The sequence below is a fragment of the Paeniglutamicibacter psychrophenolicus genome (genome assembly GCF_030812255.1).
Classification (GTDB): domain Bacteria; phylum Actinomycetota; class Actinomycetes; order Actinomycetales; family Micrococcaceae; genus Paeniglutamicibacter; species Paeniglutamicibacter psychrophenolicus_A.
The window spans coordinates 38,046-61,740 of the sequence record NZ_JAUSSH010000020.1; the positions used below are offsets into that span (position 1 = coordinate 38,046).

A 23,695-nucleotide genomic window follows, 5' to 3' on the forward strand; every position below is an offset into this window, starting at 1 on the left:
TGGCACGGTGGAGCCGGTGCTTCTGCGTCCGTCACATGAGTGCCGAGCAGCGATCCACGGTGCTGGCGTGGTCGTTGGTGGGGATTGCCGGGGTACTGGTCGTTCTCGGGCTCGTTGCATTCGGCGGCACACTGATTGATGCCGGCAAACGGTTTGTCATGGACCCGATTGCTGGCTGGGTGCTGTCGATCCCCGCGCATTTGGTGACTCCGATGGTGGCGGCAGGTGCCGCGCTGATTGCTTTTTTGGCTCTGCGGCAGAAGCGTGCAGCCGACGCCAGGACCGAATGGTGGAAGCGAACGCAGTTGGGCTGGACCAGTTGGCGTCCGAGAACGACTTGTTGGTAATGGTGGGGACGGGCATGCTGCGACATCTCAGGGATGAGCACGAACGACAAAGATGGTTCCGCGCGAGGATCGTCGATGCCAGCGATCTGAAGCTGTTCAACAAGGTAGCCGAGCCATTGCTGAGACAACCGGCAATCACACGTAGCATGGATACTACGAGAGAGGCCAACGAAAATGACGAAGAATCATGAGGCTGAACAGCCACACAGATATCTGAGCCCCGAGACCATTAGCGAACTGCAGCAGCTCGTGGATGACGTCAACGAGTCTCTCGAACGCGACCGGAACCGATTGTCGCAAAGAATACTTCGCGTGCTTTTTCCAAGTCGCAACAACAGGTAGATCCCGTTCGTTTTCCCGGCCCGCCCGTCCACGAACACTTCACGACCGTGACGGCCATGAGTGGCTCATGCAGGTCGCACCTCCGGTCGCCGGTTCACCCAAACACTGGTGGGTCCTCCGGCGCCAGCATCTGGCCGCTGCAGGCACGATCCCGATCGTTGCCGGCAGCGGGCCGATCATTTCCCTGCCGGCATGGATATTCAACGGCATGCTGGCGCTGGGGGTGATCCCGTTTCCGCGGCCAAGGGCAATGCCGGGCCGGCGCACGGGTGCCGCCGAACCCAGAACCGCACCGTAACCTTTCTGCACGCTGTGCGCCGGCGACCAAACCGTGGAATCCAGTCGGTTTTCCCGGGCGCTTTGTTCAGGCGGGATGCCGTGATGCCTGGGGTGACGGTGCGCTGTCGCGCCTCAGGCGCGCCAAGCCTTCGGCGCGTGTCACCGGCGGCCGGTAGCCCAGCACGTCCCGAGCCAACTGGTCCGACACCAGGAAATCCCGGGCGTTAAGTTCGACCACCAACCGGTCCAGGGGCGGGGGACCGGGCTTGCGTGCCAATGCCCACAAGCCGCCCAACACCGAGGCCAGGAACTTGGCAACCGGCGCAGGGATGCTTGCCGGTGGAAGCCCAAGGCCCTGCGTGGCGACCAACCCGCCGAGAAAATCCCTGATGGGTAGGGCATCCTCGTCGAACACATAATAGGCATCCCCACCATGTCCATGGTGCAAGGCCAGCAGCAGGGCCGAAACGACATTGTCGACATGCGAAGTGACAATGCGATGGCGACCTGCGTCAACCATCCGCATCCTGCCGCTGCGGATCGCCGAGCAGATGCCCTGCAGCTGGGGATCCCCGGGGGCACCCCAGATCCAGGCGGGGCGGATCACCGTGGTCGCGAAGCGTTCGGTGGCCGCCGCCCGGACCGCCCGGTCGGCCAGGGTCTTGGTCGTGATGTATCCCGAGAAACGCGACTCGTGAAGCGGCCAGGTTTCGTCGGCTCCGTCGACGGGGCGACCGCCGAGCAGGCACATCGCCGCCCCAACATGGATGAACCGTCCGGCACCGGCCAACATCGATGCGCGAAGCAGGCTCCGGGTTCCTTCCAGGTTGTCCCGGACATAGTCGTGCTTTGCGCCGTCGCCGCCGGTGGCCGCGGCACAGTGGATGACGGCATCGCATCCGACCAATCCCGCCAGCAGGGCCCCTTCGTCGTGGAGGTCCCCGGCGCAGGGCAGGGCACCCAGTGCCGCGACCTTGTTGCCGGCGGCCTCGCTGCGGGCCAGTGCGTGCACCGGGTACCCTTCCGCGACCAGGGCGGTGACGACCCGGGAGCCGAGCATTCCCGAACCGCCCGTGACAAAGATCGGGGCACCGGCCTGGTTGTTCATGTCGCCACCAGCCCTGCGCCGTATCGGGCTTGAAGGTCCTTGGCCATGTCCCAGTGCATCAACAGCCCGTATTTGGCGGCCAGCGCGTCGAATGCGGCGAAGAATCCGGGGCTGTTTTCCGGGTGGGTGGAAAAGACAACGCCCAGTTCGTCGTAGTAGCGCTGGAAAGTCGCCGGCGTGTGCATTTCCATGGCCCGGGCCGGTTCCGTGGAGGAGTTCCAAAAGGCGTGGGGGATCCCGCGGGGCTTGGGGATGTAGCTTCCGGCGCCATGGGTGCTTACGCGCTCGCCGACCAGGAAGGTCAAGGTGCCCTCGAGGATGTAGGTGCACTCATCCTCCCGGGTGTGGGTGTGCGGGTGAACAAAGGCACCGGGAGTCAGTATTCCCTCCATGACCAGCAGCAGGCCGCCGAGATCGGGATAATTGACCTTGTGGACCATGTTCAATGCCGGGACGGGTTCACCGTCGGAGGGTGCCACCGGCGTGGGGATTTCGAATGGTTGGGTTTTCATGGTTGACATCTCCCAGGTAGTTCACTAGAACTATCACTAGTGAAGCTACTAGTAGAATGATCCTGAAGCGGCGTTGAGTCAAGAGGTGGGCGGAGGAAATTTCATGGCATCTCGCATGAATCGGGCGCAGTCCGCGCTGGCCACCCGGCAGCGAATGCTGGGCGCAGCCTACGACTTGATCGTGGCCTCCGGATACCACAACACCACCATGGCCGAGATTGCCGAGCGGGCCGGTGTGGCGGTGCAGACGCTGTATTTCTCCTTTGGATCCAAGCAGAGCATGCTGCAGCACGTGTACGAGCATGCCGTCTATGGCGTGAGCGGTTCGCTTCCCCCGGAGCAGCAGGACTGGTTCAGGGATTTGGGGCGCACCGGGACCCTGGGCGCGGCGCTCGAAACCATGGTGGAAAACACCGCGACCGTCCTGGCCCGGACCGCCCCGCTTGACGAGTTCGTGCGGGCGGCCGCCTCGGACCCGGAGGCGGCGAAGGTGCGTCGGACCAATGAAGCACTGCGCCGCACCGCGTGGAGCGGGATGTTGCGCAAGCTTGAGCCGCTGGGGACCCTGGCCGAAGGACTCGACCACGAACGGGCCACCGACATCATGATGGTCCTCATGAGCCCCACGACGTACCAGAGCTTCGTGGCAGAGTACGGGTGGACGCCGGGGCAGTGGCGCTCCTGGTGCGTGGCGACATTGGCCCACCAGCTGTTTCGCCCGTAGGGGGTTCCGTCGCGCTCAAAGGGGCTCCGGGATTCGCATCCCAAGACGCAGCTTGCCGGAATGTGTTGGCGTTCCTGATCAAGCGATGCGTGTGGGTCTAGCGGGAGTCGAGAAGGCGGTGCTTGAGTTCCTTGATGCGTGCGTGGATGTCATTAGCGATAAGTTCCATGCGTTCCCGGCCTTCGATCCCGCGCAGGGACGGCTCGTCGGTTTCCCAGACCTCGATCTGGACGCCGTCAATGGCCGGAACGTTGGCCTCGGTGCCCAGCACCACGACGTGCCCGGCGGCCCGCATGTTTTCCTCGGTCAACGCCTTGGGCTTTTCATTGCCGATGTCGACGCCGATCTCCAGCAGGACCTCGGCCGAGAGCGGGTTGATGGCCGTTCCGGGCTTGGTGCCGGCCGAGGTGACGGTGATGTGGTCGCCGGCCTCGAGTTTCATGAGGCCGGCGGCCATCTGGGATTTTCCGCCGTTCTTGACGCACACAAACAGGACGGCGGGACGCCCGGGCTGCGAAGGCTCGAAGCTCATCGGCTGGCCTTCGGGCTGAGCGTTGCCGCCAGCGAGTCCAGCGCGCCGGGGACCAACGAGTAGTACGCCCAGACGCCGCGCTTTTCGCGGGTCAGCAGCCCGGCCTCCACCATGATCTTCAGGTGGTGGGAGACCGTGGGTTGGCCCAGGTTCAGCGGCTCTGACAAGTCGCAGACACAGGTCTCGGCCTCCGGCGAGGAGGAAACAATCGAGAGGATGCGCAGCCGGTTGGGGTCGGCGAGCGCCTTGAAGCGCGCCGCCAGGGCCTCGGCCTCGCCGGCGAGCAGGGACTCCTGCCCGTGGGAGGGAACGCAGCACGGGGCTTCGGATTCCTGGACGGGAACCACGGGGGATTCCCGACGGACTGGGGTGGCAACCGGTGTGGGCATGTGCCTTGCCTCGCTTTCCTTCGGCTCCCGGACGGGAGATTGACAATCGTCGATATATGCAACGATACTCGATACATCGACACTCGTCGATGCCTAGCCTTTTGGAGTGAACCCGACGTGACACCTAGCGCCCCGCCCGCCGAAACCCGGCACCTGACCGCCAAGCTCTCCACCCTGGACCGCTACCTGGCCGTCTGGATCCTGGCGGCCATGGCCCTCGGGCTGGTGTTGGGTCGGCTCATTCCCTCGCTGGGCGCGGCCCTTGACTCCATCCAGGTCGCCGGCATCTCCCTGCCCATCGCCGTCGGGCTGCTGGTGATGATGTACCCGGTGCTCGCCAAGGTCCGCTACAACGAGACCGGTGCCGTGCTGAGCGACAAAAAGCTCATGGTCACCTCCCTGGTGATCAACTGGGTGCTGGCCCCCGCCTTCATGTTCGTGCTGGCCTGGATCTTCCTGGCCGACCTGCCCGAATACCGCACCGGGCTGATCATCGTCGGGCTCGCCCGCTGCATCGCCATGGTCTTCATCTGGAACGACCTGGCCTGCGGGGACCGTGAGGCCGCCGCCGTGCTGGTCGCCATCAACTCCGTCTTCCAGGTCTTCGCCTTTGGCGCCCTGGGCTGGTTCTACCTGCAGCTGCTCCCGTCCTGGCTTGGGCTGCCCACCACCAGCGCCGAATTCTCCATTTGGACCATCACGCTCTCGGTCCTCGTGTTCCTGGGCATCCCGCTGGTGGCCGGCTACCTCACCCGGACCTTCGGCGAGAAGGCCAAGGGCCGGGAATGGTACGAGGACAGGTTCCTGCCCAGGATCGGCCCCTGGGCGCTCTACGGCCTGCTGTTCACCATCGTGCTGCTCTTTGCCCTGCAGGGGGACAACATCATCGCCAAGCCGCTGGACGTCATGCGCATCGCGTTGCCGCTGCTGGTCTACTTCCTGGTGGTCTTCGGCGCCTCGATGCTCATCGGCCGCGCCCTGCGCATGGGCTATGCCCGCACCACCACCCTGGCGTTCACCGCGGCCAGCAACAACTTCGAGCTGGCCATCGCGGTGGCCATCGCGACCTTCGGGGTCACCAGCGGCCAGGCCCTGGCCGGGGTCGTAGGCCCGCTGATCGAGGTGCCGCTGCTGGTGGCCCTGGTCTACGTCGCGCTCTGGTCCCGAAAGTTCTTCCCCTCCGTCAACCCCGCAAAGGCGCAAGCATGAACACCGCCACCAAGCCCTCCGTCCTGTTCGTTTGCGTGCACAACGCCGGACGCTCCCAAATGGCCGCCGCCTTCCTGGCCAACCTCTCGGCCGGGCAGATCGAGGTCCGCTCCGCCGGCTCCGCCCCGGCGGACACCGTGAACCCTGCCGCCGTCGCGGCCATGGGCGAGGTGGGCATCGACATGGCGGGCGAAACCCCCAAGATCCTCACCACCGAGGCCGTGAAGGAATCGGACGTGGTCATCACCATGGGCTGCGGGGACACCTGCCCGATCTTCCCGGGCAAGCGCTACGAGGACTGGGTGCTGGAGGATCCCGCGGGCCAGGGCGTTGAGGCCGTGCGCCCGATCCGCGACGAGATCCGCGCGCGCATCGAAACCCTGATCTCCGAACTGCTGCCCGCCGCCAGGTAAGAAACCCCTCGACCCCCAGGACCGGAAGACCATGAACCACAGCCACCCGATCATCGTCATCGGCGCCGGACCCATCGGGCTGGCCACCGCGGCGCACCTGCTCGAACGCGGCCAGGACGTCCGCGTCCTCGAGGCCGGAAGCGGTGCCGGAGCCGCCATCCGCAACTGGGGGCACATCCGGCTCTTCTCCACCTGGCGCTGGAACATCGACGCCGCCGCCCGCCGGCTGCTCGAAACTCCCACCGCGGCCTACGCCGGCGACTGGAACGCACCCCGGGAAACCCGCCTCCCAACGGGTTCCGAGATGGTGACCCAGTACCTCGAGCCGCTGGCCGCCCACCCGGCCCTGGCCGCGCACATCAGCTACGGCCACCGGGTCGCCAAGGTCACCCGCCTCCGGGCGGATGGCGCAGGCGTGGACAAGACCAGCTCCAAGAATCGTGAGGATTCCCTCTTCCTGGTCAGGACCGAAACCGCAGACGAAACCAAGGACGTGTTGGCCCGTGCTGTCATCGACGCCTCCGGCACCTGGGGCACCCCCAACCCGGTGGGCCGCTCGGGCATCGAGGCCATCGGCGAGGCCGAAGCCCACGCGGCGGGGCTCATCACCTCTCCGCTGCCTGACCCGCTGGGCGCCGACGCCGAGCCGTTCTCCGGCAAAACCATCCTGGTCATGGGCGCCGGGCACTCGGCGGCCAACACCCTGATCAGCCTGGGCCGGCTGCGCCAGCGCCACCCCGACACCCGCATCCTGTGGGGCCTGCGCGGGGCTGCCAACCCGATCCGCATGTACGGGGGAGGACCGGCGGACCAGCTGCCGGCGCGTGGACAGCTGGGCACCTCGCTGCGCCGCCTCGTGGAGCACGGCGACATCGACATCGTCGAAAACGTCGCCGTCACCACCCTGGAACGCGGGGAGAAACTCGGCGTGGTTCTGGCCGATGGACGTCGGCTGGAGGTGGACCTGCTGGTCCCGGCCACCGGCTTCCGCCCCGACCTGGGAATGCTCTCGGAGCTGCGCCTGGACTTGGACCAGGCCGTGGAGGCACCGCGTCAGCTCGGCCCGCTCATCGATCCCGAGTTCCACAGTTGCGGCACCGTTTCCGCCCACGGCGCTTCCGTGCTTGCCCACCCCGAAACCGACTTCTACATCGCCGGGATGAAGAGCTACGGCCGGGCCCCGACCTTCCTGCTGGCCACCGGCTACGAGCAGGTCCGCTCCATCGCCGCCGCCCTGGCCGGGGACCGCGCCGCAGCCGAGACAGTGGAACTGGAGCTGCCGGACACCGGGGTGTGTTCCACCGACCTGGCAGGATCCTGCGACGCACCGGCAGCTGGCACCCCCGATCCTGTGGCCGGATCCTGCTGCGGCACCCCCGAACCGGTGGAAATCGGATTCGCCACCGGCACCCCCGATCCTGTGGCCGGGTCCTGCTGCGGCACCCCCGAACCGGTGGAAATCGGCTTCGCCACCGGCACCCTGCACGGCCACACCGAGCTGCTCGTCGAGCAAAAAAGCTAGGCACTGCGACCCCCGGGATCCGGGCGGGGAGTGGCGGGTGGTGCGGCGGCGTCCTTGCCAAGCCGCACCCCGCCTGCATAGCGTGGGAAGCAGTGCGGCGTTGCGCCGCGCGCCCCGGCACGGTGAAAGGAAGATCCCCATGGGAACCATCAGCGTAGGAACCGAGAACAGCAAGCCAATCGAACTGCACTACGAGGACCACGGCAGCGGCCAGCCGGTGGTGCTGATCCACGGCTATCCGCTGGATGGCACCTCGTGGGAGAAGCAGACCGCGGCCCTGCTGGAGGCCGGCTACCGGGTCATCACCTATGACCGCCGTGGCTTCGGCAAGAGCTCCAAGCCCACCGAAGGCTACGACTACGACACCTTCGCCGCCGACCTGCACGCCGTGATGGAAGCCATCGACGTGTATGACGCGGTGCTGGTGGGCTTCTCCATGGGCACCGGGGAGGTGGCCCGCTACCTGTCGAACCACGGCGCCGCGCGCGTGGCCAAGGCCGTGTTCCTCGGTTCCCTGGAACCGTTCCTGCTGCAGACCGCGGACAATCCCGAGGGACTGCCCGCCTCGACCTTCGAACCCCTGCTCGAGGCAGTGAAGGCCGACCGCTACGCATTTTTCACCGAGTTCTTCAAGAACTTCTTCAACACCGATCAGTTCCTGGGCAACCGGCTCAGCCCGGAGGCGCTGGAGGCCAACAAGCATGTGGCCTATGCGGCCTCGCCGTTTGCCTCGGTCGCCGCCCAGCCGACCTGGCTGACCGACTTCCGCGAGGATGTTGCCGGGATCAAGGTGCCGACCCTGATCGTGCACGGCACCGCGGACCGGATCCTGCCGATCGAACACACCGGGCGCCGCTTCGCCAAGGCCCTTCCCGCCGCGCAGTTCCACGAGATCGAGGGAGCGCCGCACGGCATGCTCTGGACCCATGCGCAGGAGGTCAACCGGATCCTGCTGGCCTTCCTGAAAAGTTAGGAGGGCCCCGGCGGCGGGTCAGCCAAACACCGGGGAATCGGCGGGCACCAGGACCTTGACGGCTGCCGGTGCGATGGAGATCGTGGCCGGCAGCGGGCCGACGTTTTCCCCGTCGGCATAGATGTTCAGCGGCTTGCTGGCGTTGATGGTGATCTCCCGGCCGCGGCTGAAGGTGATGTTCCGCTGGCGCAGGTGCGTGCCGCGGTAGGAACGCAGGAAGGTCAGGGCCACGCCCAGGATCGTGGCCTGTCCCAGGGACACCACGTCCAGCAGGCCGTCGTCGGCCCTGGCCTGCGGGCAGATGTGCAGTCCCCCGCCGTATTGGCCGACGTTTCCCACGGCGACAAACCAGCCCGGAACGATGCTTCGCACCCCGTCCACGTTCAGCGTGAACGTGACGTTGCGCCATTGGAGGAAGGCCTTCAGCCCGCCGTAGAGGTAGACGAAGGGTCCGAGGTTGATCCGGGCGCCGTTGCCGTATTCGTTGGCCAGCCCGTCGAAGCCGACATTCGCGACCCCGAGGTAGGCGCGGCCGTTGACCAGCCCCAGGTCCAGCTCCCGCACCAGCAGCCGCGGAAGCTCCCTCACGGTCTTGGCCGGGTCCAGGTCCAGCCCGAGGCGGCGGATCGTGTCGTTGCCCCGGCCCCCGGCCAGCGGGAGCAGGATGGCACCGGATTCCCTGGCCCCGGCCGCCGCGGCGCCCAGGAACCCGTCCCCGCCCAGCACCGCCACCAGCGAACCGGCAGCGGCCGCGCGCGCCCGGTCGGTGGCCTCCTTCAGGCTTTCGGTGATGTGCACGAAGGGGGTGAATCCGGCCGCGTGCAGGGCTGCGGCCGTTTGTTCAAGGTGTTTCAGGCCGCGGCCGCGTCCCGAGGCCGGATTGACCAGCAGCAGGGCCGGTCCGAACGAGGGTGCCTTCATGCGCCCGGTCCTTCCGCGGGCGGGCTGTCGGCGGCCAGTGCCAGGACCTGGGCGGCGCGGCCGGCGGCCCGGGCCGCGTCCGCGGGCACCAGGGAGAGCCGGGTGCGGCGCTCCAGCAGGTCCTCGATGCCCGTGGCCCCCTCGGCGCGGATGGCGAAGAACAGTTCCGCGCCGGTGATCCCGGTGCCCTCGAAGAGCGGTTCGGCCAGCAGCGGGTGTTCCCCGGCGAGGGCGTGGACCACGGGTGCCTCCGTGCCGTACTTGGCCACCAGCCGTGCCGGGGCCCGGAGCGCGGCCAGGGCGTCGCGGTCTGCGGCGCCGACCAACGGAAGCCGCCTGGTCCGGCTCGGGGTGGAAACGCCGAGCCGTGCCGCGGCGGCGTCCACCGCGTCCTGCGCCATGGCCCGGTAGGTGGTCAGTTTTCCTCCCACCACGGTGATCGGTTCCCCGGGAACATCCTTCACCAAGTGCCGGCGGGAGATGTCCGCGGTGCCGTCGGGCCCGTTGGCCCTCGCGGAGCGCACCAGCGGACGCAGGCCGGCAAAGGTACCGATCACGTCCGTGCGGGCCAGCGGGGGATCGAGCACCCGGTTCACGACACCGAGCAGGAAGTCGATGTCGTGCTGAGGCACGGCGGGGCGGTGGCCGTCGGCGTCGCGGTCCTCCTGGTCGGTCAGCCCGATGTACACCGTGCCCTCGGGCTGGGGCAGCACAAAAACGTACCGGCCGAAGTGCCCGGGGACCGCCACGGTGTGGGCGGCATGCGGGTTGCCCAGGCGTGCGGCGCGCACCACCAGGTGGGTGCCGCGGCTCGGGACCAGCTCCAGGTTGGCATCGAAATCGGCGGCCCAGACGCCGGCGGCGTTGACGACGCTCCGCGCCCGGATCCCCAGGGTTTCGCCGGTGCGGGTGTCGATGGCCTCCACTGAGCTGGCGGTGACCGCGGTGGCCTTGGCATCGCGCAGCACGTGCGCGCCGAGCCCTGCGGCGGTGCGCACCACGGCCAGCACCAGCCGCGCATCGTCGATGACCTGCCCGTCCCAGTAGAGCAGCCCGCGGCGCAGCCCCGGCGTGTCCAGTGCCGGCGCCATGGCCGCAACGGCCTGCCTTGAGAGCAGCTGGGGGCGCGGCAGGATGGAGGATCCCAGGCCCGAGGCGCGGCGCAGCGCATCGTAGAGCAGCACGCCGGCCCCCGCCGCGGCGGTCTGGGTGCGTGGGGCACCGGTGGTGTCGGGGATGATGAAGCCCAGCGGGCGGACCAGGTGCGGGGCGATGTCCTGCATCAGCCGGCGCCGTTCCACCGCCGATTCCCAGGCGACGGGGAAGTCTCCGCGGGCCAGGTAGCGCAGCCCGCCGTGGATGAGCTTGGAGCTGTAGCCGCTGGTGCCGGAGCCGAAGTCGTGGGATTCGAGCAATGCCACGCTCAATCCTCGGCTTACCGCATCCAGGGCCACGCCGGCCCCGGTGATCCCGCCGCCGATGACCGCCACGTCCACTTCCCGCCCGGCCAGGTGTTCGAGCGATCGGGCCCGGGTGGCGTCGTTGATCCAGGTCGGCCGGCGGGCACTCATGATCCTGCCCCGGGGGCGCCTTCCCCGCCGGGGGTGAGGTGGCGCACGAGCATCTTCTCGAGCTCCGCGAGCGCTGCTTCGAAGGTGCCGCTCTTGCGCAGCAGCCGCGCCGAGAGCGCCACGCCCTGCAGGGCGAGCAGCAGCGTGGTGGCGGTGGCCTCGCCCGCCTCGATGCTGCGATCCTCCAGCCCCGCGGCGATCAGCGATTCGAGCTGGGCCAGGATCAGCTGCTGGCTGGCACCGAACCTGTCGGTGACGTAGGGGATGAGGAACTCGGGGTCGCGCTCGGCAATCGATTCCAGGAGCTCCGAGGTGGCAAAGACCCGCACGGCCTGGATACTGAAGTGCACCAGCTGTTCGCGCCCGGTGCCGGCGGGGGAGGCGGCGCGGACATCGGCGGCGGCGGTGCGGAATTCGCGGGTCAGGGTGGCGAGCACGGCGTTTTCCACCGAGCCCATCCGGCGGTAGAACGTCATGCGGGAGACCCCCGCCCGTTCGGCAATGTCGTTCGCGGTGGTGCGTCGCACCCCGTGGCGGACCACCGAGGCGCGCGTGGCCAGCAGGAGGCCCTCGTCGCCGGGGCTGCTGGTACGTTGTGACGTCATGTGTCACACTGTATCGCATGGTGACCCAGAGCACAGTGACGATTCCCCGCTCGGTTTGGTACGGCTGGGGAGACCCGGCCCGGGCCAAGCCGCTGTCCGCGGGCGGCCTCGAATACCTGCGCGCCACCCTCGGGCTTCAGCACGTGAAGGCCACGCATCCGCCAGTCGACTTCGAGGACATCGCACTGGCCCCTTCCGCCCTGGGCGAGGAGGTGCTGGGGGAACTGCGCGGGATCTGCGGGGCCCAACACGTCTCGAGTGAACGCACCGAACGCATCCTCCACGCCGGCGGCAAGAGCACCCCCGACCTGCTGCGCATCCGCGGCGGCGACGCGCTGCAGGCACCCGATGCGGTGCTCTTCCCCGGCAGCGCCGAGGAGGTGCGCCGGGTCCTGGAGTTGTGCGTTCGTCGGCGCCTGGCCGTGGTCGCCTTCGGCGGGGGAACCTCGGTCGTCGGGGGAGTCGAACCGCTGCGCGGCCCCTTCTCCGGGGTCGTCACGCTCGACATGCGGCGCATGGACAGGCTGCTGCACCTCGATGCGCTCTCGCGCACCGCCACCTTCGAGGCAGGGATCCGCGGCCCCGCCATCGAGTCGGCCCTGGAACCACTGGGATTCACCCTCGGGCACTTCCCGCAAAGCCACCAGGAGGCAAGCCTCGGCGGCTACGTCGCCACGCGCTCGGCCGGCCAGGCCTCCACCGGCTACGGCCGCTCAGACGACCTGGTCAAGGCCGTCCACCTGGAAACCCCCGCCGGGCCCCTGGACGTCGGATCCCCGGCACCCGGGACCGCCGCCGGCCCGAAGCTCCTGGATGCCGTCGTGGGATCCGAGGGCACCCTCGGGGTCATCACCTCCGCCACGATGCTGGTCCAGCCGCTGCCCGAAGCCAGGAGCCACGGCGCCTGGTCCTTCGAATCCTTCGCCGCCGGGGCCGCCGCCCTGCGCCGGCTGCGCCACGAGGGCGTCCGCGGGGACATGCCCCATGTCTGCAGGCTCAGCGACACCGACCAGACGGCCGCCACCTTCAAGCTCGGCGGCCCCAAGACCGCCGCCATGGCCAGGTACCTGGCGCTGCGCGGCCAGCACACGCCCGCGCTCGCCCTGTTCGTCTGGGAAGGATCGAAACGTGAAACCGCCGCCCGCAAGCGGCGCAGCGCACGGATCCTGCGCGCCGCCGGAGGTATCCGTGTCGGACCCCTGCCGGCACGGGCCTGGGAGCGCGGGCGCTTTTCCGGCCCCTACCTGCGCGACGAACTGCTGACCCGCGGCGTGCTGGTCGAGACCCTGGAAACCGCCGCGACCTGGACCAGGCTCGAAGCCACCTACGCCGCGGTGCGCGGCGCCATCCTCGACGCCCTGGGCGAAGGCGGGGGAACCGGCTACGTGCAGGCCCACATCTCCCACGTCTACCCGGACGGCGCCTCGCTCTACTTCACGTTCCTGGCCGGGCTGGAGCAGGACGGGCCGGCGCAAAACGCCCGCGTCAAGAAGGCCGCCTCCGAGGCCATCGTCGCTGCCGGGGCCACCATCACCCACCACCACGCGGTGGGCACCGACCACGCACCCTACATGGAAGCGGAAATCGGTGCCCTGGGCATCGCGGTGTTGGCCGGCATCAAGGAAACCCTGGATCCGAGCGGCATCATGAACCCCGGAAAACTCATCCCCGCAGCCAAAGGCGCAGCACCAACCAAGGAGAAGCCATGAGCCCCGTCATCGACACACTGGCCGGATCGACCGTGCTCATCACCGGGGCGGCCATGGGCATGGGCAAGATGTATGCCCAACTTGCCGTGCGCGACCGGGCCAGCCACGTGATCCTCTGGGACATCAACGCGGCGGAGCTCGAACGCACCGCCGTCGAGCTGCGCACAGGTGGCAGCCGGATCCACACGATGGTGGTGGACGTGTCCAGGCTTGAGTCCATCGAGGAAGCCGCCGAGGCGGTGCGCGCCGGGGTCGGGGCACCGGACATCCTCATCAACAATGCCGGCATCGTGCGCGGCAAGTACTTCTGGGAGCACGACCAGCGCTCCGACATCGCCGCGACCATGAACATCAACACCCTGGCGCTGATGCACATCACCCGCGAATTCCTGCCCTCCATGATTTCCGGCGGGCGCACCAGCCGGATCGTGAACGTCGCCTCGGCGGCCGGGCTGCTGGCCAACCCCAGGATGAGCGTCTACTCCTCCTCCAAGTGGGCAGTGATCGGTTGGTCCGATTCATTGCGCCTGGAACTGGCGCAGGCCGGGCATGCGCACATCAAGGTCACCACCTTCTGCCCCTCCTACATCAAGACCGGCATGTTCGCCGGCGCCCGCGGGCCGCTGCTGACCCCGCTGCTGGAACCGGGGCCGGTGACCGAGCGGGTCTGGCGGGCCATGAAGGACGGCCAGCCGATGCTGATGATGCCCTGGACCGTGAAACTGAGCACCGCGCTGCGCGGGGTGCTGCCGCTTGCGGCCTGGGACGTCGTCGCCGGGCGCGTGTTCGGGGTCTACAAGTCCATGGAGCACTTCACCGGGCGCAAATAGGGCCTCGGGGCCCAAAGCCGTCGGCATGGCACTAGCCACCGGCCGCGGCTCGGCTGTAGCGTCGAGAATGAACGGATTCCATGCACGGACAATCCATTTTGCCCGCATGGTACCCGTACGGGCGCGTGTCCCCGCGTCCGGTCGTTCGAGAAAGGATCCGCCGTGAAGGCTGCACGCTTCTACGCACAAAAAGACATCCGCATCGAAGAGATCCCCGAGCCCGAGCTGCGCCCCGGGGCGGTGGCCATCGACGTCGCCTGGTGCGGCATCTGCGGCACCGACCTCCACGAATACCTCGAGGGCCCGATCTTCATCCCGTCCCCGGGCCACCCGCACCCGTTGACCCACGAGGAAGCCCCGGTGACCCTGGGGCACGAATTCTCCGGCACCATCACGGCGGTGGGCGAGGGCGTCATGGACCTGGCCGTTGGCCAAAACGTCGTGGTCGAGCCGTACTTCACCTGCGGGCAGTGCGCCTCCTGCCAGGCGGGGAACTACCACCTCTGCCTCAAGATGGGCTTCATCGGGCTGGCCGGCGGCGGCGGGGGACTGGGCGAGAAGATCGTTGTCGACGCGCGCTGGGTCCACCCCATCGGGGACATCCCGCTGGACGAGGCGGCGCTGATCGAGCCCCTGTCGGTGGGGCACCACGCGGTGGTGCGCAGCGGTGTGCACCAGGGCCAGATCGCGCTCGTGGGCGGCGCCGGGCCCATCGGCCTGCTCACCGCAGCGGTGCTCAAGGGCATGGGAGTAACGGTGATCGTCAGCGAGCTCTCGGCCGCGCGCAAGGACAAGGCGCGCGACAGCGGGGTCGCCGACCACGTGCTGGATCCCAGCACCGAGGACGTCAAGGCCCGCGTCCTGGAAATCACCAACGGCCTCGGGGCCGACGTGGCCTTCGAATGCGCCGGGGTCAACGCGGTGCTCGACACGCTGCTCGATGCGCTCAAGCCCACCGGCGTGCTGGTCAACGTCTCCATCTGGGGCCATCCGGCAACGGTGGACATGCAGAAGATCGTGCTCAAGGAAATCGACGTGCGCGGCACCATCGCCTATGTGCGCGACCACGCCGAGGTCATCGAGCTGGTCGGCAGCGGCAAGATCGACCTCAAGCCGTTCATCACCGGGAAGATCGCCCTGGAGAACCTGATCGATGAGGGCTTCGACACGCTGATCAACCACAACGAGACGGCCGTGAAGATCCTCGTCTCGCCGAGCGGCAAGGGCCTTTAGGAATTGTCCTAGCGGCCGGGGCCCACCTGTGTGGGCCCGCGTTGCCGCCCGTGCCGTTGGGTGCGGCCGGCCGGCGTTGATTCCCTCGACCGGGTTCGCACCCATGCGCGCGAAGGACCGATAGACGGGGTTACCGGGGAAGCAATGCGGAGACCGGGGCCAGTGGAACGATTCCGGCGGCGATTGCCATGAGTTCCGGATCGAGGGCGACAAGCACATCTGCCTGCAGCTTGGCCACGGACAGGTATTGCGCGAGCATGGTCGACTCCCAGTCGTGCTCGCGGGCAAGATCCCACGCAACGCGCCGTGACACCCGGTCCCCGAGCGCACGGATCTTCAGTGCGGTGATGAATTCATGGATCTCCAGTGCCCGGGACTCGGTGATCTCGCCCTTGCGCACCTTGCGCAGGAGCAGCTCCATGGCCGCTGGACGGATCGCATTCGGCGCAACCAATTGGTCCGTCGGGTCCAGTTCGTAACCGATCTCGGCCAGATGCAAAAGGGTCTGTGGGTCGATCGCAAAGCGCGTCATGGCGCCCATGCTACTCGCTTGCCCCGGAAGGACGGCAGGCCAAAATGGACGCCCCGTGGCACTCCGGCTTCCGCGAGCGGGCCCAAGGAGGGGTGTCCGGAACGGCTACGCCAAGCCCGGGTCTTGGGTTGCCTCTTCTGGGAGATCCGGAACTTGCTCCGTGTCTTTTCCGGCGGGCGGGGAGTCGAACAGCACCATCATGGTCGTGAGGACCCCGGCACCGATGGCCATGACCGGACGCGGGTTCCGGATGCCGCGGCGGAGCAGTGCTTGGTGAATTCTTGCATCGATCACAAAGCCGAACTTGGTGCCCGCTGCGCTCAACGTCCCCAGCCCCAGCGCGACGGCTGTGCGAAGGGCGGCGCGATCCCTGGTTTCCGCGTTTGCCTGGAGACCGAACCATCCCAGGGTGGCGGTAGCGATTCCCGTCCCCGCGTAGAGGGTTCCCCGGGTCGCCGGCTTCAGCTTGGCCGGGTCAATGAGCGTCAAGGCGCCGCTGGCCACACCGGTGACCAGTGACGTCACAAGTCGCGAACGGATTGTTGAAGTGTCCGAATAAGAGGAACGGTTCATGGATCCACCCTAACTGCGTGCCCGCGCGGCATGGCGTGCACACGCCCGGGCCGCTGGATCCCTGTCTTGCAGACGGAACAATCGCCGGCCCGGAAAATGCCGATGGCCGTTGGCGAGCAAGCGGGCCATCGATGCATCGGAGATGGAGTCTCCTGGAATGTTTCTGGGTGCGTGCCGAGACTATACTGAACGTTTGACCACTTGCATTTTCGAGATTCATCAGGGGGATTCATTGTTCAGGGGAAGCAATTCGGCCGGGGCGTTGGCTGGCAGACTGGGGAAGGTCGTTGCGGCCGTGGCAGTACTTGGATTTGTCGCCACGGGGTGCACGCAAGCACCGCCGGCGAAGTCGGCAAGCGACGGCAGCGGGGCCACCGTGGTCAGGGTCATTGACGGCGACACGATTGTTGCCGACCTGTCGGGGACCGAGACCACGGTGCGGCTGCTGAATATCGATACGCCCGAAACCAAGCACCCGGACAAGCCGGTCCAGTGCCTGGGTGCCGAGGCCACCGAGTTCACCAAGTCCTTGCTCGCGCCCGGGGACAGAATCGAGCTGGCCTACGACGTCAGCCGCCTGGATCCATACGGCCGCACGCTCGCCGGAGTCTACAAGGACGGAAGCCTGGTAAATGCCGACATTGCCGCCGCCGGGCTCGGGGTTGCGGTCCTCTTCCAGCCCAACGAGCGCTTCTACGCCGAGGTCCTTGCCGCCGAGCAGCAAGCGCAGGATGGCGGCAAGGGCTTGTTCGGCACCGATGTTGCGTGCACGGTTCCCGCCATGGCGCAGGACGCGATCGCCGGGCTTGAGGCACTGGAAGACACGGTTCCTGCCGGCGTCGAAGCCGTTGGTTCGGCGCTGGGTATCGTTGCTGCAGCAATCGTGGCGGGCAAGGCCAAGTCTGCCGCGTTGCAGGCGTTGGACGGCTCCGGGGACGCCGTGCGTTCGGCGGTCTGGGCATCGCGGAAGGCCACCTACCTGCCCTTGATGTCCGCTGCGATGGACCGGGCCGCCTCCATCGAGAAGAAGCTTTCAGCCAAGGAATCGGCGCTGGTTCAGGCCAAGAAGGAAGCAGCAGCCAAGCAGGCCGCAAAGGTGAAGGCCGAAGCCAAGGCCAAGGCCAAGGCTGCTGCCGTGGCCAAGGCCCAAGCCCAGGCCAAGGCGGAAGCCAAGCGCAAGGCCGCTGCCAAGGCGACGGCCGAACGCCAGGCCGCGGCCAAGCGTGCCGCCGAGCGCAAGGCCGCGGAGCGCCGTCGCCAAGCGGCGCCGAAGAAGACATACCGGGCCCCGGTCCAGAAATCGAGGCCCAAGAGCGGTGGCGGTTCGTATTCCGGATACACCGGCCCGCGCTGCTACGCACCCGGTGGCAAGAGCTGGAAGCCCTGCTGACCGAAGACCAAATGACCAGGCGCCGCCCGTGGGCGGTTTGCGTTGCCATGTCCCGGGACCGGATTCGTTGCTAGACTCCGCGCCAAGTGGTGTATATCGGATGCTTCGGGAAACGGGGAAAGACATGGGCGTGTTCGAGGAAGGGCTAACGCCGGATCTCGCCGCGGTGGCCGGCCGTTTCGCGGCCGCCGCGGCACCGTTCGACAGGGATCCCGGTGGCGAGTCGGAAGGCGAGCCGCACGCGGAATTCCTCGAGGTGGCAGGATTCCTCGTGGGTGTGGTGGGGCTGCTGCTGTCGTTGATCAGCGTGTACACCGCGGGGGCTGAGGCCCGGCGCAAACGAGTCCCGGATTTCCAGCAGCTGCTTGACGGTCTGGTCGCCGGAACCACCAGCCCCGAGGAAGCCCTTGCCACGCTGGGCCGCTGGAAGCCGGAACTCACCCCGGCCGAGGTAGCCGAACAATGGAAGAGCGGGAACATCGCCCGCTACAAGACGGTTTTGGGCTTGCTGGGGTACCCGCCGGCGGTGGTGGAGAAGATCCTGCAGGCCAGTTTCGGGGCCATCGCAGAGTTGGCTGGCAAATCCTGAAACCGCCTTCCCCCGGGCCTTGCCGATAGGGTTGCATGGATGATCACCAACGGTTTCGGGCCCGCAACGGGCAAGCCGGTGCTGCTGCTCCCTGGCGGGGGAGTCGCCGGGTGGATGTGGACGTCGCTGCGCCGGAGCCTGGAAACCAGATATCGGGTCCAGGTGCCCGACCTGTCCGGCCACGGCGAAAGCTCCCCGGAACCCTACCTGAACCACGCTGCCACCAGCGAGGCGCTGGCCAACATGCTCGTCGCCTGTAACACCCGCCCGGGACCCTGAGCACCGCATTCGGTGTCCCGCTCTCCGCATTGCTCGATCCGCCCCGCCCCGCGGTGACCGTCATCCGGGCCGGCGAGGGCCCGCGACTGGCCTCGGGATCCGCGGACTACGCGGCCGCCCTGCTGGCACCCAGCCCGCCGAACGCACGCCGTGACATCTACCTGATCACCGCGGAACCAGGAGCCGTCAAGCATTCCGAGCCGCACGCCCCGGGAACCGTCGAGCACATCATCCTGTCCGCGGGCCGGGCCAGGAACACCGTCGCCGGCAACGCCACGGAACTCGGGCCGGGCGACTACATGAGCTACCCCGGCGACCAGGCCCACGACTTCGAGACGCTCGAGCAGGGAACGTTCGCGGTCTTCGTGGTCGAGACCCGATAGCGGCCCGGGGACGGGTTAAGTTCTCCGCGCCGGCCATTCCAAATCGAGGGTGCATCGGCGTAGGTTGGTTCGTGGATAAGCACCGGCACATCCTTCAAAGGGGAGACGACCATGAGCACATTCCCGGACCGGGACCGCACCGCCCTGGTGGTGATCGACGTCCAGAACAATGTTGTGGCAGATGCCTATCTGCGCGAGGAAACCATCGGCAACATCAACGAACTCGTGAAGCGGGCCAGGGAATCCGGTGCGCCGGTGGTGTGGGTGCAGCACTCCGACGAGGAAATGGAAGTGGGCAGCGCCGACTGGGAAATCGTCCCGGAGCTCTCGCCCGCCGCCGAAGAACCGGTGATCCAGAAGATCTACGGGGATTCGTTCGAGGGCACCAACCTGGAAGCGGTGCTCGCGTCCGCCGGCGTCGGCCGGCTGTTCGTCTCGGGTGCCGAGTCGGATGCGTGCATCCGCTCCACGGTCCACGGCGCCTTCACCCGGGGCTACGACGTCACCCTGGTTTCGGACGCGCACACCACCAGCGACATGACCGAATGGGGAGCACCGGCGCCGGAGGTCGCGATCTCCCACATCAACCTCTACTGGCAGTTCCAGGGAGCGCCCGGCCGCACCGCCGCCGTCGTCTCCACGCAGGACGTCGACTTCCGGTCCTGACCGTCCCTGTGCGCTGGACCCGAACCGATTAGGGTCCGGTGAATAACCAGCCCGGGAGCCCTGCGGTTCGTTCCTACCTGGCGATTCGTGCGGCCCACACCGTGCGGCTGCCGCGCATCGACAGGTCGGTGCGTGCCAGCACCGAGCGCGGGTCCTTGTCATCCAGCAGCACGTCCAGGGCGTGGAGGTCCGCCGCAGGCAGGTCGTCCTTGAGGGCATCGCGCATCCGGGACAGCCATCGGTGGGCGGCACGCGCGACCAGCTCCTGGTCCTCATCGATCGTGTAGCCAAAGGTTCGCTGGTCGACGACCGCCATCCCCGCTTCCCGGATCGGTCCGGCCCAGTCCGGGTGGGCGTTCCAGTTGGCGCTGCCCACCGCCGCATGGCAGCGTTCCTCCAGGCCCGGGGCGCCGAACCCCAGGTCCCGGGGCAGGTAGCGGGGGAAGGCGTCCATCTCCACGACCACCAGCAGTCCGGCGGCCGACAGCGTGCCGGCGATCCGCTCGTACACATTGGCAGGCTCGCTCATATGGTGCATGGAGGACGCGGCCCACACCAGGTCGACGTCCGTCAGTTCCGGCCACGCCGTGTCCAGGTCCACCTGCAGGGTCGAGACCCGCTCCTCCAGCCCATGCGATTCCACCTTCCTCGACAGGCGCCCGAGCATGAACTCGGACTGGTCCAGGGCAACGACCCCGGCCTCGGGGAAGGTGCGCGCCAGGCCGAGCGTTCCGGTGCCTGTGCCGGCGCCCAGGTCCAGGATGGTGCGCGGGCTTGGCTGGTGCCCGGCGGTCCAGGCGAAGATATCCTGCAGGTGGTCGTTGATCAGCAGGGCGTCCAGGTCGAGCATTTCCGCCATGCCCTGCTCGTCCGAGTGCTGGTGCTCGTGGTGGTTGCCGTGGTTTCCGTCGTGGGTGTGGTCGTGGCCGTGTCCGTGGGGGTGCTGTGTCGTCATGGTTCCAGCCTAACCACCGAATGCGCGATTGGCATACACTCTTGCGTATGACGCAAGAAGAGCTTTCCATGGACACCGTGATCCGCCAACGCCTCAAGGGACTGCGGCTGGCCAAGGGCTGGTCGCTCGATGCCCTGGCCGCACGCTGCTTCATGAGCCCCTCCACGCTCAGCCGCATCGAGACGGGCAATCGGCGCATCGCCCTGGACCAACTCGTTCCCCTGGCCAAGGCACTGGGGACCACCCTTGACCAGCTGGTCGAGCCGACCAGCGACGAGGACGTGGTGATCCGCCCCGAGCCCGAGCACCAGCCCGGGCTCACCACCTGGCTGCTCTCGCGTGAGCACTCGGCCAACGGGACCACGGTGGCCAAGATGCGCATCACCCACGAGCGTTCCGTGAAGGAGGTCGGGCTGAGCGTGCACCCGGGCCGCGAATGGTTCACCGTCCTGTCCGGCACCGTCTCGCTGGTGCTGGGGGAGCGCACCATCCTGGTTTCCGAGGGGCAGGCCGCCGAATTCTCCACGATGGTCCCGCACCGCATCGGGGCACACGAGGGGCCCGTGGAGATCCTGACGATCTTCGACCACGGTGGGGAACGTGCGCACATGCACCACGACCACTGGGCGGACTAGGCTTGACGCCTAAACCGGTATCGGCGATGTCATGGTGCCAGCCAAGCGTTGCTGGGAACATGGATGCAGATCTTTAGGCCAGCTAGAGCTTGTCGTAATAAGTGGCCAGCGACCTACCCTAATTCAGGGGGGCGAAGTTGTTTTACACGACGTTGCGCCGCCTTCAGTTTCTCAGCGTTCGTGGATATTAGTGTGGTTGCACACTCACTGAAACAAACTGGACTCTCTTCTGCACGCGCCTGATTTACTTCCATGTCTGTTGGTGTAGGTGATTGCACTCGCGGTATGACTGAACAATGGGAATACGAACTCGCTGCCTGGCGCGACATTCAACGATTAAAGGCTCGTCCTTTTCCGAAATGATGAGGAATACAGGTGAGCAGGTAGCCGCTGGGGCCGTGAAACTGGGCAAGCATGCCATGCAATTCCTGGAGAATTTCCCGGGAGCCTCAGTGAGTGCTGAGCGTCGCGGGGTCAGTTCTCCTTGTCCGATTCAAAAGTAGACTGTGGCGCACCGCCATTCACGCCAGTCGACCGCCAACGCCCTCGGCTCCAACTTGTTCTGCGGGCGGTACTAGGATTTCGATCATGTACCTGTTGGATACGAATCGACTTTCCCCGGACTGGGTGGCCGAGCATGGCTCATGGCTCGATAGGCCCCTGTTTGCATCCTCGGTGTCTGCCCAAGAGCTCCTTGGTATGCAAGTGCCCGACAAGGAGACAAGATATCGCTATGCTCTGCCGGTAATCGATGGGCATGTCCTCAACATCCGCCACGGGATGCCACCGGACGAGATTATTCGCTGGGCCATCGACCACGGGAAGCGTTTCCCTGTCTCAAAACTAGCTGATCGCCTGACAGTACCCCGATCGGCTCTTCGGGCTGAAGCGCTCGAACTGGGACATGTGGCCATCGCGGCCGCTCATAGTGGCGGGCACGATCGCCTCTTCCGCGCCTTCGCCTCGAGAGGCCTCCGAGGCAAGACGTTCAAGCGAGTCCTCAGCAAATGGGAGTTTCTACGTAGTGACATTGAAGCTGTGATCCCTTTGGACGAAGAGATCGCGGCTGAGGCACTCGTCCTCGCGAACCAGTTCGTAGAGGGCGGATATCGCGTCAAGGGCACGGCGCGGAACACCATGAATGACATGTATGTGGCCGCGTCATCCCATGTTCTTGGAATGCCCCTGTTGACCGGCGACGCGCAGCTGAAGGTTTTCTACCAGAAGCGTGGATGGTCTGTGACTGAGAGGGACTCGGTATTCGTCGCTACTCCCAGCCCTCGGGGGAAAGATCTTCTGAAGGACCTGAAATCCCATTCGGATTCTCGCGCATATATCAATCAACCACCGTGGCTCCGCTCGCGCGTCAATCGAGATCCACCACCGCTGCCGCGCTAACCTGTGCGGCTATGCGGAGCGGAGTGATGAGATCTAATCCCGCATGGCCATGGGTTGTGCCAGCAGGATGCAGCTATCCCTAGGCACGTCCTGCCCCGGACGGTCCCTTCCCTGCACGGAGCTGCACGTCGGCCGCGGCCCGGGAGAGCACCTCCAGGGCCTCGGCCAGCACCGGCTGGGAGCCGCTGCCGCGGCGCACCACGGTGCGGATGTGCCGCGAGGGAGCCGGATCCCCGCGCAGCGGAACCCTCACGATCGGATAGCCGGCCGGTATCCTGGCCAGCCGCGGGACCAGGCACACCCCGAAACCCGCCGCCACGAGTGCCGCACCGGTGTCCCACTCGGCCGCCTCGTGGGCCACCATCGGGGTGAAGCCCGCCTCGGCGCAGGAATTGAACACCAATTGCCGGTGCGGACGGCCGGGTCGGTCCACGATCCACTGCTGGTCCGCGGTCTCCGCCAGTCCCACCTCGGGCCGGGAAGCCAGCGGATGGCCGGCCGGAACCAACAACTCCAGCGGGTCGTCGAGCAGGAAATGCGTCTCGAAGCGGCTGTCGGCACTCGACGGGGCGGCCTCGGTGGAAACGATCACCGCCAGGTCGGCGTCGCCGGCCAGCAGCAGCTCGAGGCATTCGGCCGGGTCGGCCTCGATGATCCGCACCTCCAATGCCGGGTGGCTGGCCCGCAGCGCCGTGACCACCGCCGGCAGCAGGGCCGCCGCGGCGGTGGAGAAGCCGCAGATCCGCAGCGAGCCCGCGTAGCTGCCGGATTCGGCGGCCAGCAGCCCGCGGATGTGTTCCCAGCTGGAGAACAGCGCATCGACGTTGCTGAGCAGGATGCGCGCCGCCGGGGTCAGCCGGACCCCGCGTCCCTGCGGGACCAGCAGCACCACGTCGAGGTCCTCGCCCAGGGTGCGCAGCTGGTGGGAGACGGCCGAGGGCGTGAAGTGCATGGCCTTGGCGGTGGCAGTGACGGTCCCGTGGGTGGCAAGCATGCGGAGCACGTGGAGCCTCGGATCGATCATGCACGAAGATTACACGGTATCTTGCGATTTCGTTTGCTGGTCTTCAGCAGTG

The 23,695-nt window shown here is 67.2% G+C and carries 27 protein-coding genes; 16 read left to right on the top strand and 11 right to left on the bottom strand.

All coding sequences use genetic code 11. From position 1 onward, the window contains the following. Window positions 1-35 precede the first annotated feature (35 nt). The gene (locus J2T21_RS19405; RefSeq protein ID WP_307583705.1) at window positions 36-347 is read left to right on the top strand and encodes a hypothetical protein; all 312 of its coding nucleotides are present in this window, start codon (window positions 36-38) and stop codon (window positions 345-347) included. Window positions 348-1,053: 706 nt separating this feature from the next. Here the strand turns inward: J2T21_RS19405 and J2T21_RS19410 are convergent. Then, the gene (locus J2T21_RS19410) at window positions 1,054-2,076 is read right to left on the bottom strand and encodes an NAD-dependent epimerase/dehydratase family protein (protein WP_307583707.1); all 1,023 of its coding nucleotides are present in this window, start codon (window positions 2,074-2,076) and stop codon (window positions 1,054-1,056) included. Beyond that, entirely contained in the window at window positions 2,073-2,588 is a 516-nt protein-coding gene (locus tag J2T21_RS19415; RefSeq protein WP_307583709.1) for a cupin domain-containing protein, read from the bottom strand. Before J2T21_RS19415 ends, J2T21_RS19410 begins: the two co-directional genes overlap by 4 nt. Before the next feature lie 103 nt (window positions 2,589-2,691). Between J2T21_RS19415 and J2T21_RS19420 the strand changes: the two genes are divergently transcribed. Further along, entirely contained in the window at window positions 2,692-3,312 is a 621-nt protein-coding gene (locus tag J2T21_RS19420) for a TetR/AcrR family transcriptional regulator (RefSeq protein ID WP_307583712.1), read from the top strand. A gap of 97 nt (window positions 3,313-3,409) precedes the next feature. Here the strand turns inward: J2T21_RS19420 and J2T21_RS19425 are convergent, their stop codons facing one another. Beyond that, the gene (locus J2T21_RS19425) at window positions 3,410-3,844 is read right to left on the bottom strand and encodes an arsenate-mycothiol transferase ArsC (protein ID WP_307583714.1); all 435 of its coding nucleotides are present in this window, start codon (window positions 3,842-3,844) and stop codon (window positions 3,410-3,412) included. Beyond that, the gene (locus J2T21_RS19430) at window positions 3,841-4,233 is read right to left on the bottom strand and encodes an ArsR/SmtB family transcription factor (RefSeq protein WP_307583716.1); all 393 of its coding nucleotides are present in this window, start codon (window positions 4,231-4,233) and stop codon (window positions 3,841-3,843) included. Before J2T21_RS19430 ends, J2T21_RS19425 begins: the two co-directional genes overlap by 4 nt. 117 nt (window positions 4,234-4,350) lie before the next feature. Here J2T21_RS19430 and arsB point away from each other — a divergent pair, with 117 nt between their 5' ends. The 4 genes from arsB to J2T21_RS19450 all read left to right on the top strand — a co-directional run bounded on the left by arsB (window position 4,351) and on the right by J2T21_RS19450 (window position 8,350). Next, the gene (gene arsB / locus J2T21_RS19435) at window positions 4,351-5,442 is read left to right on the top strand and encodes an ACR3 family arsenite efflux transporter (RefSeq protein ID WP_307583717.1); all 1,092 of its coding nucleotides are present in this window, start codon (window positions 4,351-4,353) and stop codon (window positions 5,440-5,442) included. Beyond that, window positions 5,439-5,855: an arsenate reductase ArsC gene (locus J2T21_RS19440; protein WP_307583719.1), complete on the top strand. Its 417-nt coding sequence runs from the start codon at window positions 5,439-5,441 to the stop codon at window positions 5,853-5,855. The genes arsB and J2T21_RS19440 overlap by 4 nt, the downstream gene beginning before the upstream one ends. Before the next feature lie 31 nt (window positions 5,856-5,886). After that, window positions 5,887-7,377, top strand: coding sequence for an FAD-dependent oxidoreductase (locus J2T21_RS19445; RefSeq protein ID WP_307583721.1), 1,491 nt, complete (start codon window positions 5,887-5,889; stop codon window positions 7,375-7,377). A 139-nt stretch (window positions 7,378-7,516) separates the two neighbouring features. Then, window positions 7,517-8,350 (top strand): alpha/beta fold hydrolase, encoded by an 834-nt coding sequence (locus J2T21_RS19450; RefSeq protein ID WP_307583722.1) that lies wholly within the window; start codon window positions 7,517-7,519, stop codon window positions 8,348-8,350. 18 nt (window positions 8,351-8,368) lie between these two features. Here the strand turns inward: J2T21_RS19450 and J2T21_RS19455 are convergent, their stop codons facing one another. The 3 genes from J2T21_RS19455 to J2T21_RS19465 are packed head-to-tail and all read right to left on the bottom strand — an operon-like array spanning window position 8,369 to window position 11,447. Then, on the bottom strand, window positions 8,369-9,271 hold the full coding sequence (locus J2T21_RS19455; protein WP_307583724.1) for a diacylglycerol/lipid kinase family protein: 903 nt from the start codon (window positions 9,269-9,271) through the stop codon (window positions 8,369-8,371). Then, window positions 9,268-10,842, bottom strand: coding sequence for a glycerol-3-phosphate dehydrogenase/oxidase (locus J2T21_RS19460; protein WP_307583726.1), 1,575 nt, complete (start codon window positions 10,840-10,842; stop codon window positions 9,268-9,270). Before J2T21_RS19460 ends, J2T21_RS19455 begins: the two co-directional genes overlap by 4 nt. Beyond that, window positions 10,839-11,447 (bottom strand): TetR/AcrR family transcriptional regulator, encoded by a 609-nt coding sequence (locus tag J2T21_RS19465; RefSeq protein WP_307583728.1) that lies wholly within the window; start codon window positions 11,445-11,447, stop codon window positions 10,839-10,841. Before J2T21_RS19465 ends, J2T21_RS19460 begins: the two co-directional genes overlap by 4 nt. A 17-nt stretch (window positions 11,448-11,464) precedes the next feature. Between J2T21_RS19465 and J2T21_RS19470 the strand changes: the two genes are divergently transcribed. The 3 genes from J2T21_RS19470 to J2T21_RS19480 all read left to right on the top strand — a co-directional run bounded on the left by J2T21_RS19470 (window position 11,465) and on the right by J2T21_RS19480 (window position 15,219). Next, entirely contained in the window at window positions 11,465-13,156 is a 1,692-nt protein-coding gene (locus tag J2T21_RS19470; protein ID WP_307583730.1) for an FAD-binding oxidoreductase, read from the top strand. Beyond that, entirely contained in the window at window positions 13,153-13,986 is an 834-nt protein-coding gene (locus J2T21_RS19475) for an SDR family oxidoreductase (RefSeq protein ID WP_307583732.1), read from the top strand. Before J2T21_RS19470 ends, J2T21_RS19475 begins: the two co-directional genes overlap by 4 nt. Before the next feature lie 162 nt (window positions 13,987-14,148). Further along, window positions 14,149-15,219 (top strand): 2,3-butanediol dehydrogenase, encoded by a 1,071-nt coding sequence (locus tag J2T21_RS19480; RefSeq protein WP_307583734.1) that lies wholly within the window; start codon window positions 14,149-14,151, stop codon window positions 15,217-15,219. A gap of 130 nt (window positions 15,220-15,349) precedes the next feature. Here J2T21_RS19480 and J2T21_RS19485 read toward each other — a convergent pair whose 3' ends face one another. After that, complete coding sequence (locus tag J2T21_RS19485; RefSeq protein ID WP_307583736.1) at window positions 15,350-15,751, bottom strand: hypothetical protein; 402 nt, start codon at window positions 15,749-15,751, stop codon at window positions 15,350-15,352. Between the two features lie 105 nt (window positions 15,752-15,856). Beyond that, a complete protein-coding gene (locus J2T21_RS19490) occupies window positions 15,857-16,324 on the bottom strand; it encodes a hypothetical protein (protein ID WP_307583738.1) in 468 nt (155 codons plus the stop codon). A 295-nt stretch (window positions 16,325-16,619) separates the two neighbouring features. Between J2T21_RS19490 and J2T21_RS19495 the strand changes: the two genes are divergently transcribed. The 5 genes from J2T21_RS19495 (at window position 16,620) to J2T21_RS19515 (ending at window position 19,631) form a co-directional block, all read left to right on the top strand. Further along, the gene (locus J2T21_RS19495; RefSeq protein ID WP_307583740.1) at window positions 16,620-17,714 is read left to right on the top strand and encodes a thermonuclease family protein; all 1,095 of its coding nucleotides are present in this window, start codon (window positions 16,620-16,622) and stop codon (window positions 17,712-17,714) included. Between the two features lie 124 nt (window positions 17,715-17,838). After that, the gene (locus tag J2T21_RS19500) at window positions 17,839-18,303 is read left to right on the top strand and encodes a hypothetical protein (protein ID WP_307583742.1); all 465 of its coding nucleotides are present in this window, start codon (window positions 17,839-17,841) and stop codon (window positions 18,301-18,303) included. Between the two features lie 39 nt (window positions 18,304-18,342). Next, on the top strand, window positions 18,343-18,582 hold the full coding sequence (locus tag J2T21_RS19505) for an alpha/beta fold hydrolase (RefSeq protein ID WP_307583744.1): 240 nt from the start codon (window positions 18,343-18,345) through the stop codon (window positions 18,580-18,582). Window positions 18,583-18,611: 29 nt separating this feature from the next. Further along, window positions 18,612-18,965: a cupin domain-containing protein gene (locus J2T21_RS19510; RefSeq protein WP_307583746.1), complete on the top strand. Its 354-nt coding sequence runs from the start codon at window positions 18,612-18,614 to the stop codon at window positions 18,963-18,965. 111 nt (window positions 18,966-19,076) lie between these two features. Then, window positions 19,077-19,631, top strand: a complete 555-nt coding sequence (locus tag J2T21_RS19515) for an isochorismatase family protein (RefSeq protein WP_307583747.1) — start codon at window positions 19,077-19,079, stop codon at window positions 19,629-19,631. Between the two features lie 73 nt (window positions 19,632-19,704). Here J2T21_RS19515 and J2T21_RS19520 read toward each other — a convergent pair whose 3' ends face one another. After that, window positions 19,705-20,586: a methyltransferase domain-containing protein gene (locus J2T21_RS19520; protein ID WP_307583749.1), complete on the bottom strand. Its 882-nt coding sequence runs from the start codon at window positions 20,584-20,586 to the stop codon at window positions 19,705-19,707. Window positions 20,587-20,633: 47 nt separating this feature from the next. Here J2T21_RS19520 and J2T21_RS19525 point away from each other — a divergent pair, with 47 nt between their 5' ends. Beyond that, window positions 20,634-21,221, top strand: a complete 588-nt coding sequence (locus J2T21_RS19525) for a helix-turn-helix domain-containing protein (protein WP_307583751.1) — start codon at window positions 20,634-20,636, stop codon at window positions 21,219-21,221. Between the two features lie 588 nt (window positions 21,222-21,809). After that, window positions 21,810-22,619, top strand: a complete 810-nt coding sequence (locus J2T21_RS19530; protein WP_307583752.1) for a type II toxin-antitoxin system VapC family toxin — start codon at window positions 21,810-21,812, stop codon at window positions 22,617-22,619. Between the two features lie 79 nt (window positions 22,620-22,698). On the opposite strand, the gene J2T21_RS19535 is transcribed toward J2T21_RS19530, so the two are convergent. Beyond that, window positions 22,699-23,643 carry a LysR family transcriptional regulator gene (locus tag J2T21_RS19535; protein ID WP_307583754.1) on the bottom strand — a complete coding sequence of 315 codons (945 nt, stop codon included), beginning with the start codon at window positions 23,641-23,643 and terminating at the stop codon, window positions 22,699-22,701. Window positions 23,644-23,695: the final 52 nt, after the last annotated feature.

Excerpts from the sequence above, each read along its gene's own strand:
- J2T21_RS19430 (WP_307583716.1), bottom strand. The coding sequence starts at position 4,233 with ATGCCCACACCGGTTGCCACCCCAGTCCGTCGGGAATCCCCCGTGGTT.
- J2T21_RS19525 (WP_307583751.1), top strand. The coding sequence starts at position 20,634 with ATGACGCAAGAAGAGCTTTCCATGGACACCGTGATCCGCCAACGCCTC.
- J2T21_RS19405 (WP_307583705.1), top strand. The coding sequence starts at position 36 with ATGAGTGCCGAGCAGCGATCCACGGTGCTGGCGTGGTCGTTGGTGGGG.
- J2T21_RS19450 (WP_307583722.1), top strand. The coding sequence starts at position 7,517 with ATGGGAACCATCAGCGTAGGAACCGAGAACAGCAAGCCAATCGAACTG.
- J2T21_RS19485 (WP_307583736.1), bottom strand. The coding sequence starts at position 15,751 with ATGACGCGCTTTGCGATCGACCCACAGACCCTTTTGCATCTGGCCGAG.
- J2T21_RS19490 (WP_307583738.1), bottom strand. The coding sequence starts at position 16,324 with ATGAACCGTTCCTCTTATTCGGACACTTCAACAATCCGTTCGCGACTT.
- J2T21_RS19410 (WP_307583707.1), bottom strand. The coding sequence starts at position 2,076 with ATGAACAACCAGGCCGGTGCCCCGATCTTTGTCACGGGCGGTTCGGGA.
- J2T21_RS19505 (WP_307583744.1), top strand. The coding sequence starts at position 18,343 with ATGATCACCAACGGTTTCGGGCCCGCAACGGGCAAGCCGGTGCTGCTG.
- J2T21_RS19445 (WP_307583721.1), top strand. The coding sequence starts at position 5,887 with ATGAACCACAGCCACCCGATCATCGTCATCGGCGCCGGACCCATCGGG.
- J2T21_RS19455 (WP_307583724.1), bottom strand. The coding sequence starts at position 9,271 with ATGAAGGCACCCTCGTTCGGACCGGCCCTGCTGCTGGTCAATCCGGCC.
- J2T21_RS19470 (WP_307583730.1), top strand. The coding sequence starts at position 11,465 with ATGGTGACCCAGAGCACAGTGACGATTCCCCGCTCGGTTTGGTACGGC.
- J2T21_RS19440 (WP_307583719.1), top strand. The coding sequence starts at position 5,439 with ATGAACACCGCCACCAAGCCCTCCGTCCTGTTCGTTTGCGTGCACAAC.
- J2T21_RS19465 (WP_307583728.1), bottom strand. The coding sequence starts at position 11,447 with ATGACGTCACAACGTACCAGCAGCCCCGGCGACGAGGGCCTCCTGCTG.
- J2T21_RS19520 (WP_307583749.1), bottom strand. The coding sequence starts at position 20,586 with ATGACGACACAGCACCCCCACGGACACGGCCACGACCACACCCACGAC.
- J2T21_RS19460 (WP_307583726.1), bottom strand. The coding sequence starts at position 10,842 with ATGAGTGCCCGCCGGCCGACCTGGATCAACGACGCCACCCGGGCCCGA.
- J2T21_RS19475 (WP_307583732.1), top strand. The coding sequence starts at position 13,153 with ATGAGCCCCGTCATCGACACACTGGCCGGATCGACCGTGCTCATCACC.
- J2T21_RS19530 (WP_307583752.1), top strand. The coding sequence starts at position 21,810 with ATGTACCTGTTGGATACGAATCGACTTTCCCCGGACTGGGTGGCCGAG.
- J2T21_RS19425 (WP_307583714.1), bottom strand. The coding sequence starts at position 3,844 with ATGAGCTTCGAGCCTTCGCAGCCCGGGCGTCCCGCCGTCCTGTTTGTG.
- J2T21_RS19535 (WP_307583754.1), bottom strand. The coding sequence starts at position 23,643 with ATGATCGATCCGAGGCTCCACGTGCTCCGCATGCTTGCCACCCACGGG.
- J2T21_RS19420 (WP_307583712.1), top strand. The coding sequence starts at position 2,692 with ATGGCATCTCGCATGAATCGGGCGCAGTCCGCGCTGGCCACCCGGCAG.
- J2T21_RS19515 (WP_307583747.1), top strand. The coding sequence starts at position 19,077 with ATGAGCACATTCCCGGACCGGGACCGCACCGCCCTGGTGGTGATCGAC.
- J2T21_RS19500 (WP_307583742.1), top strand. The coding sequence starts at position 17,839 with ATGGGCGTGTTCGAGGAAGGGCTAACGCCGGATCTCGCCGCGGTGGCC.
- J2T21_RS19415 (WP_307583709.1), bottom strand. The coding sequence starts at position 2,588 with ATGAAAACCCAACCATTCGAAATCCCCACGCCGGTGGCACCCTCCGAC.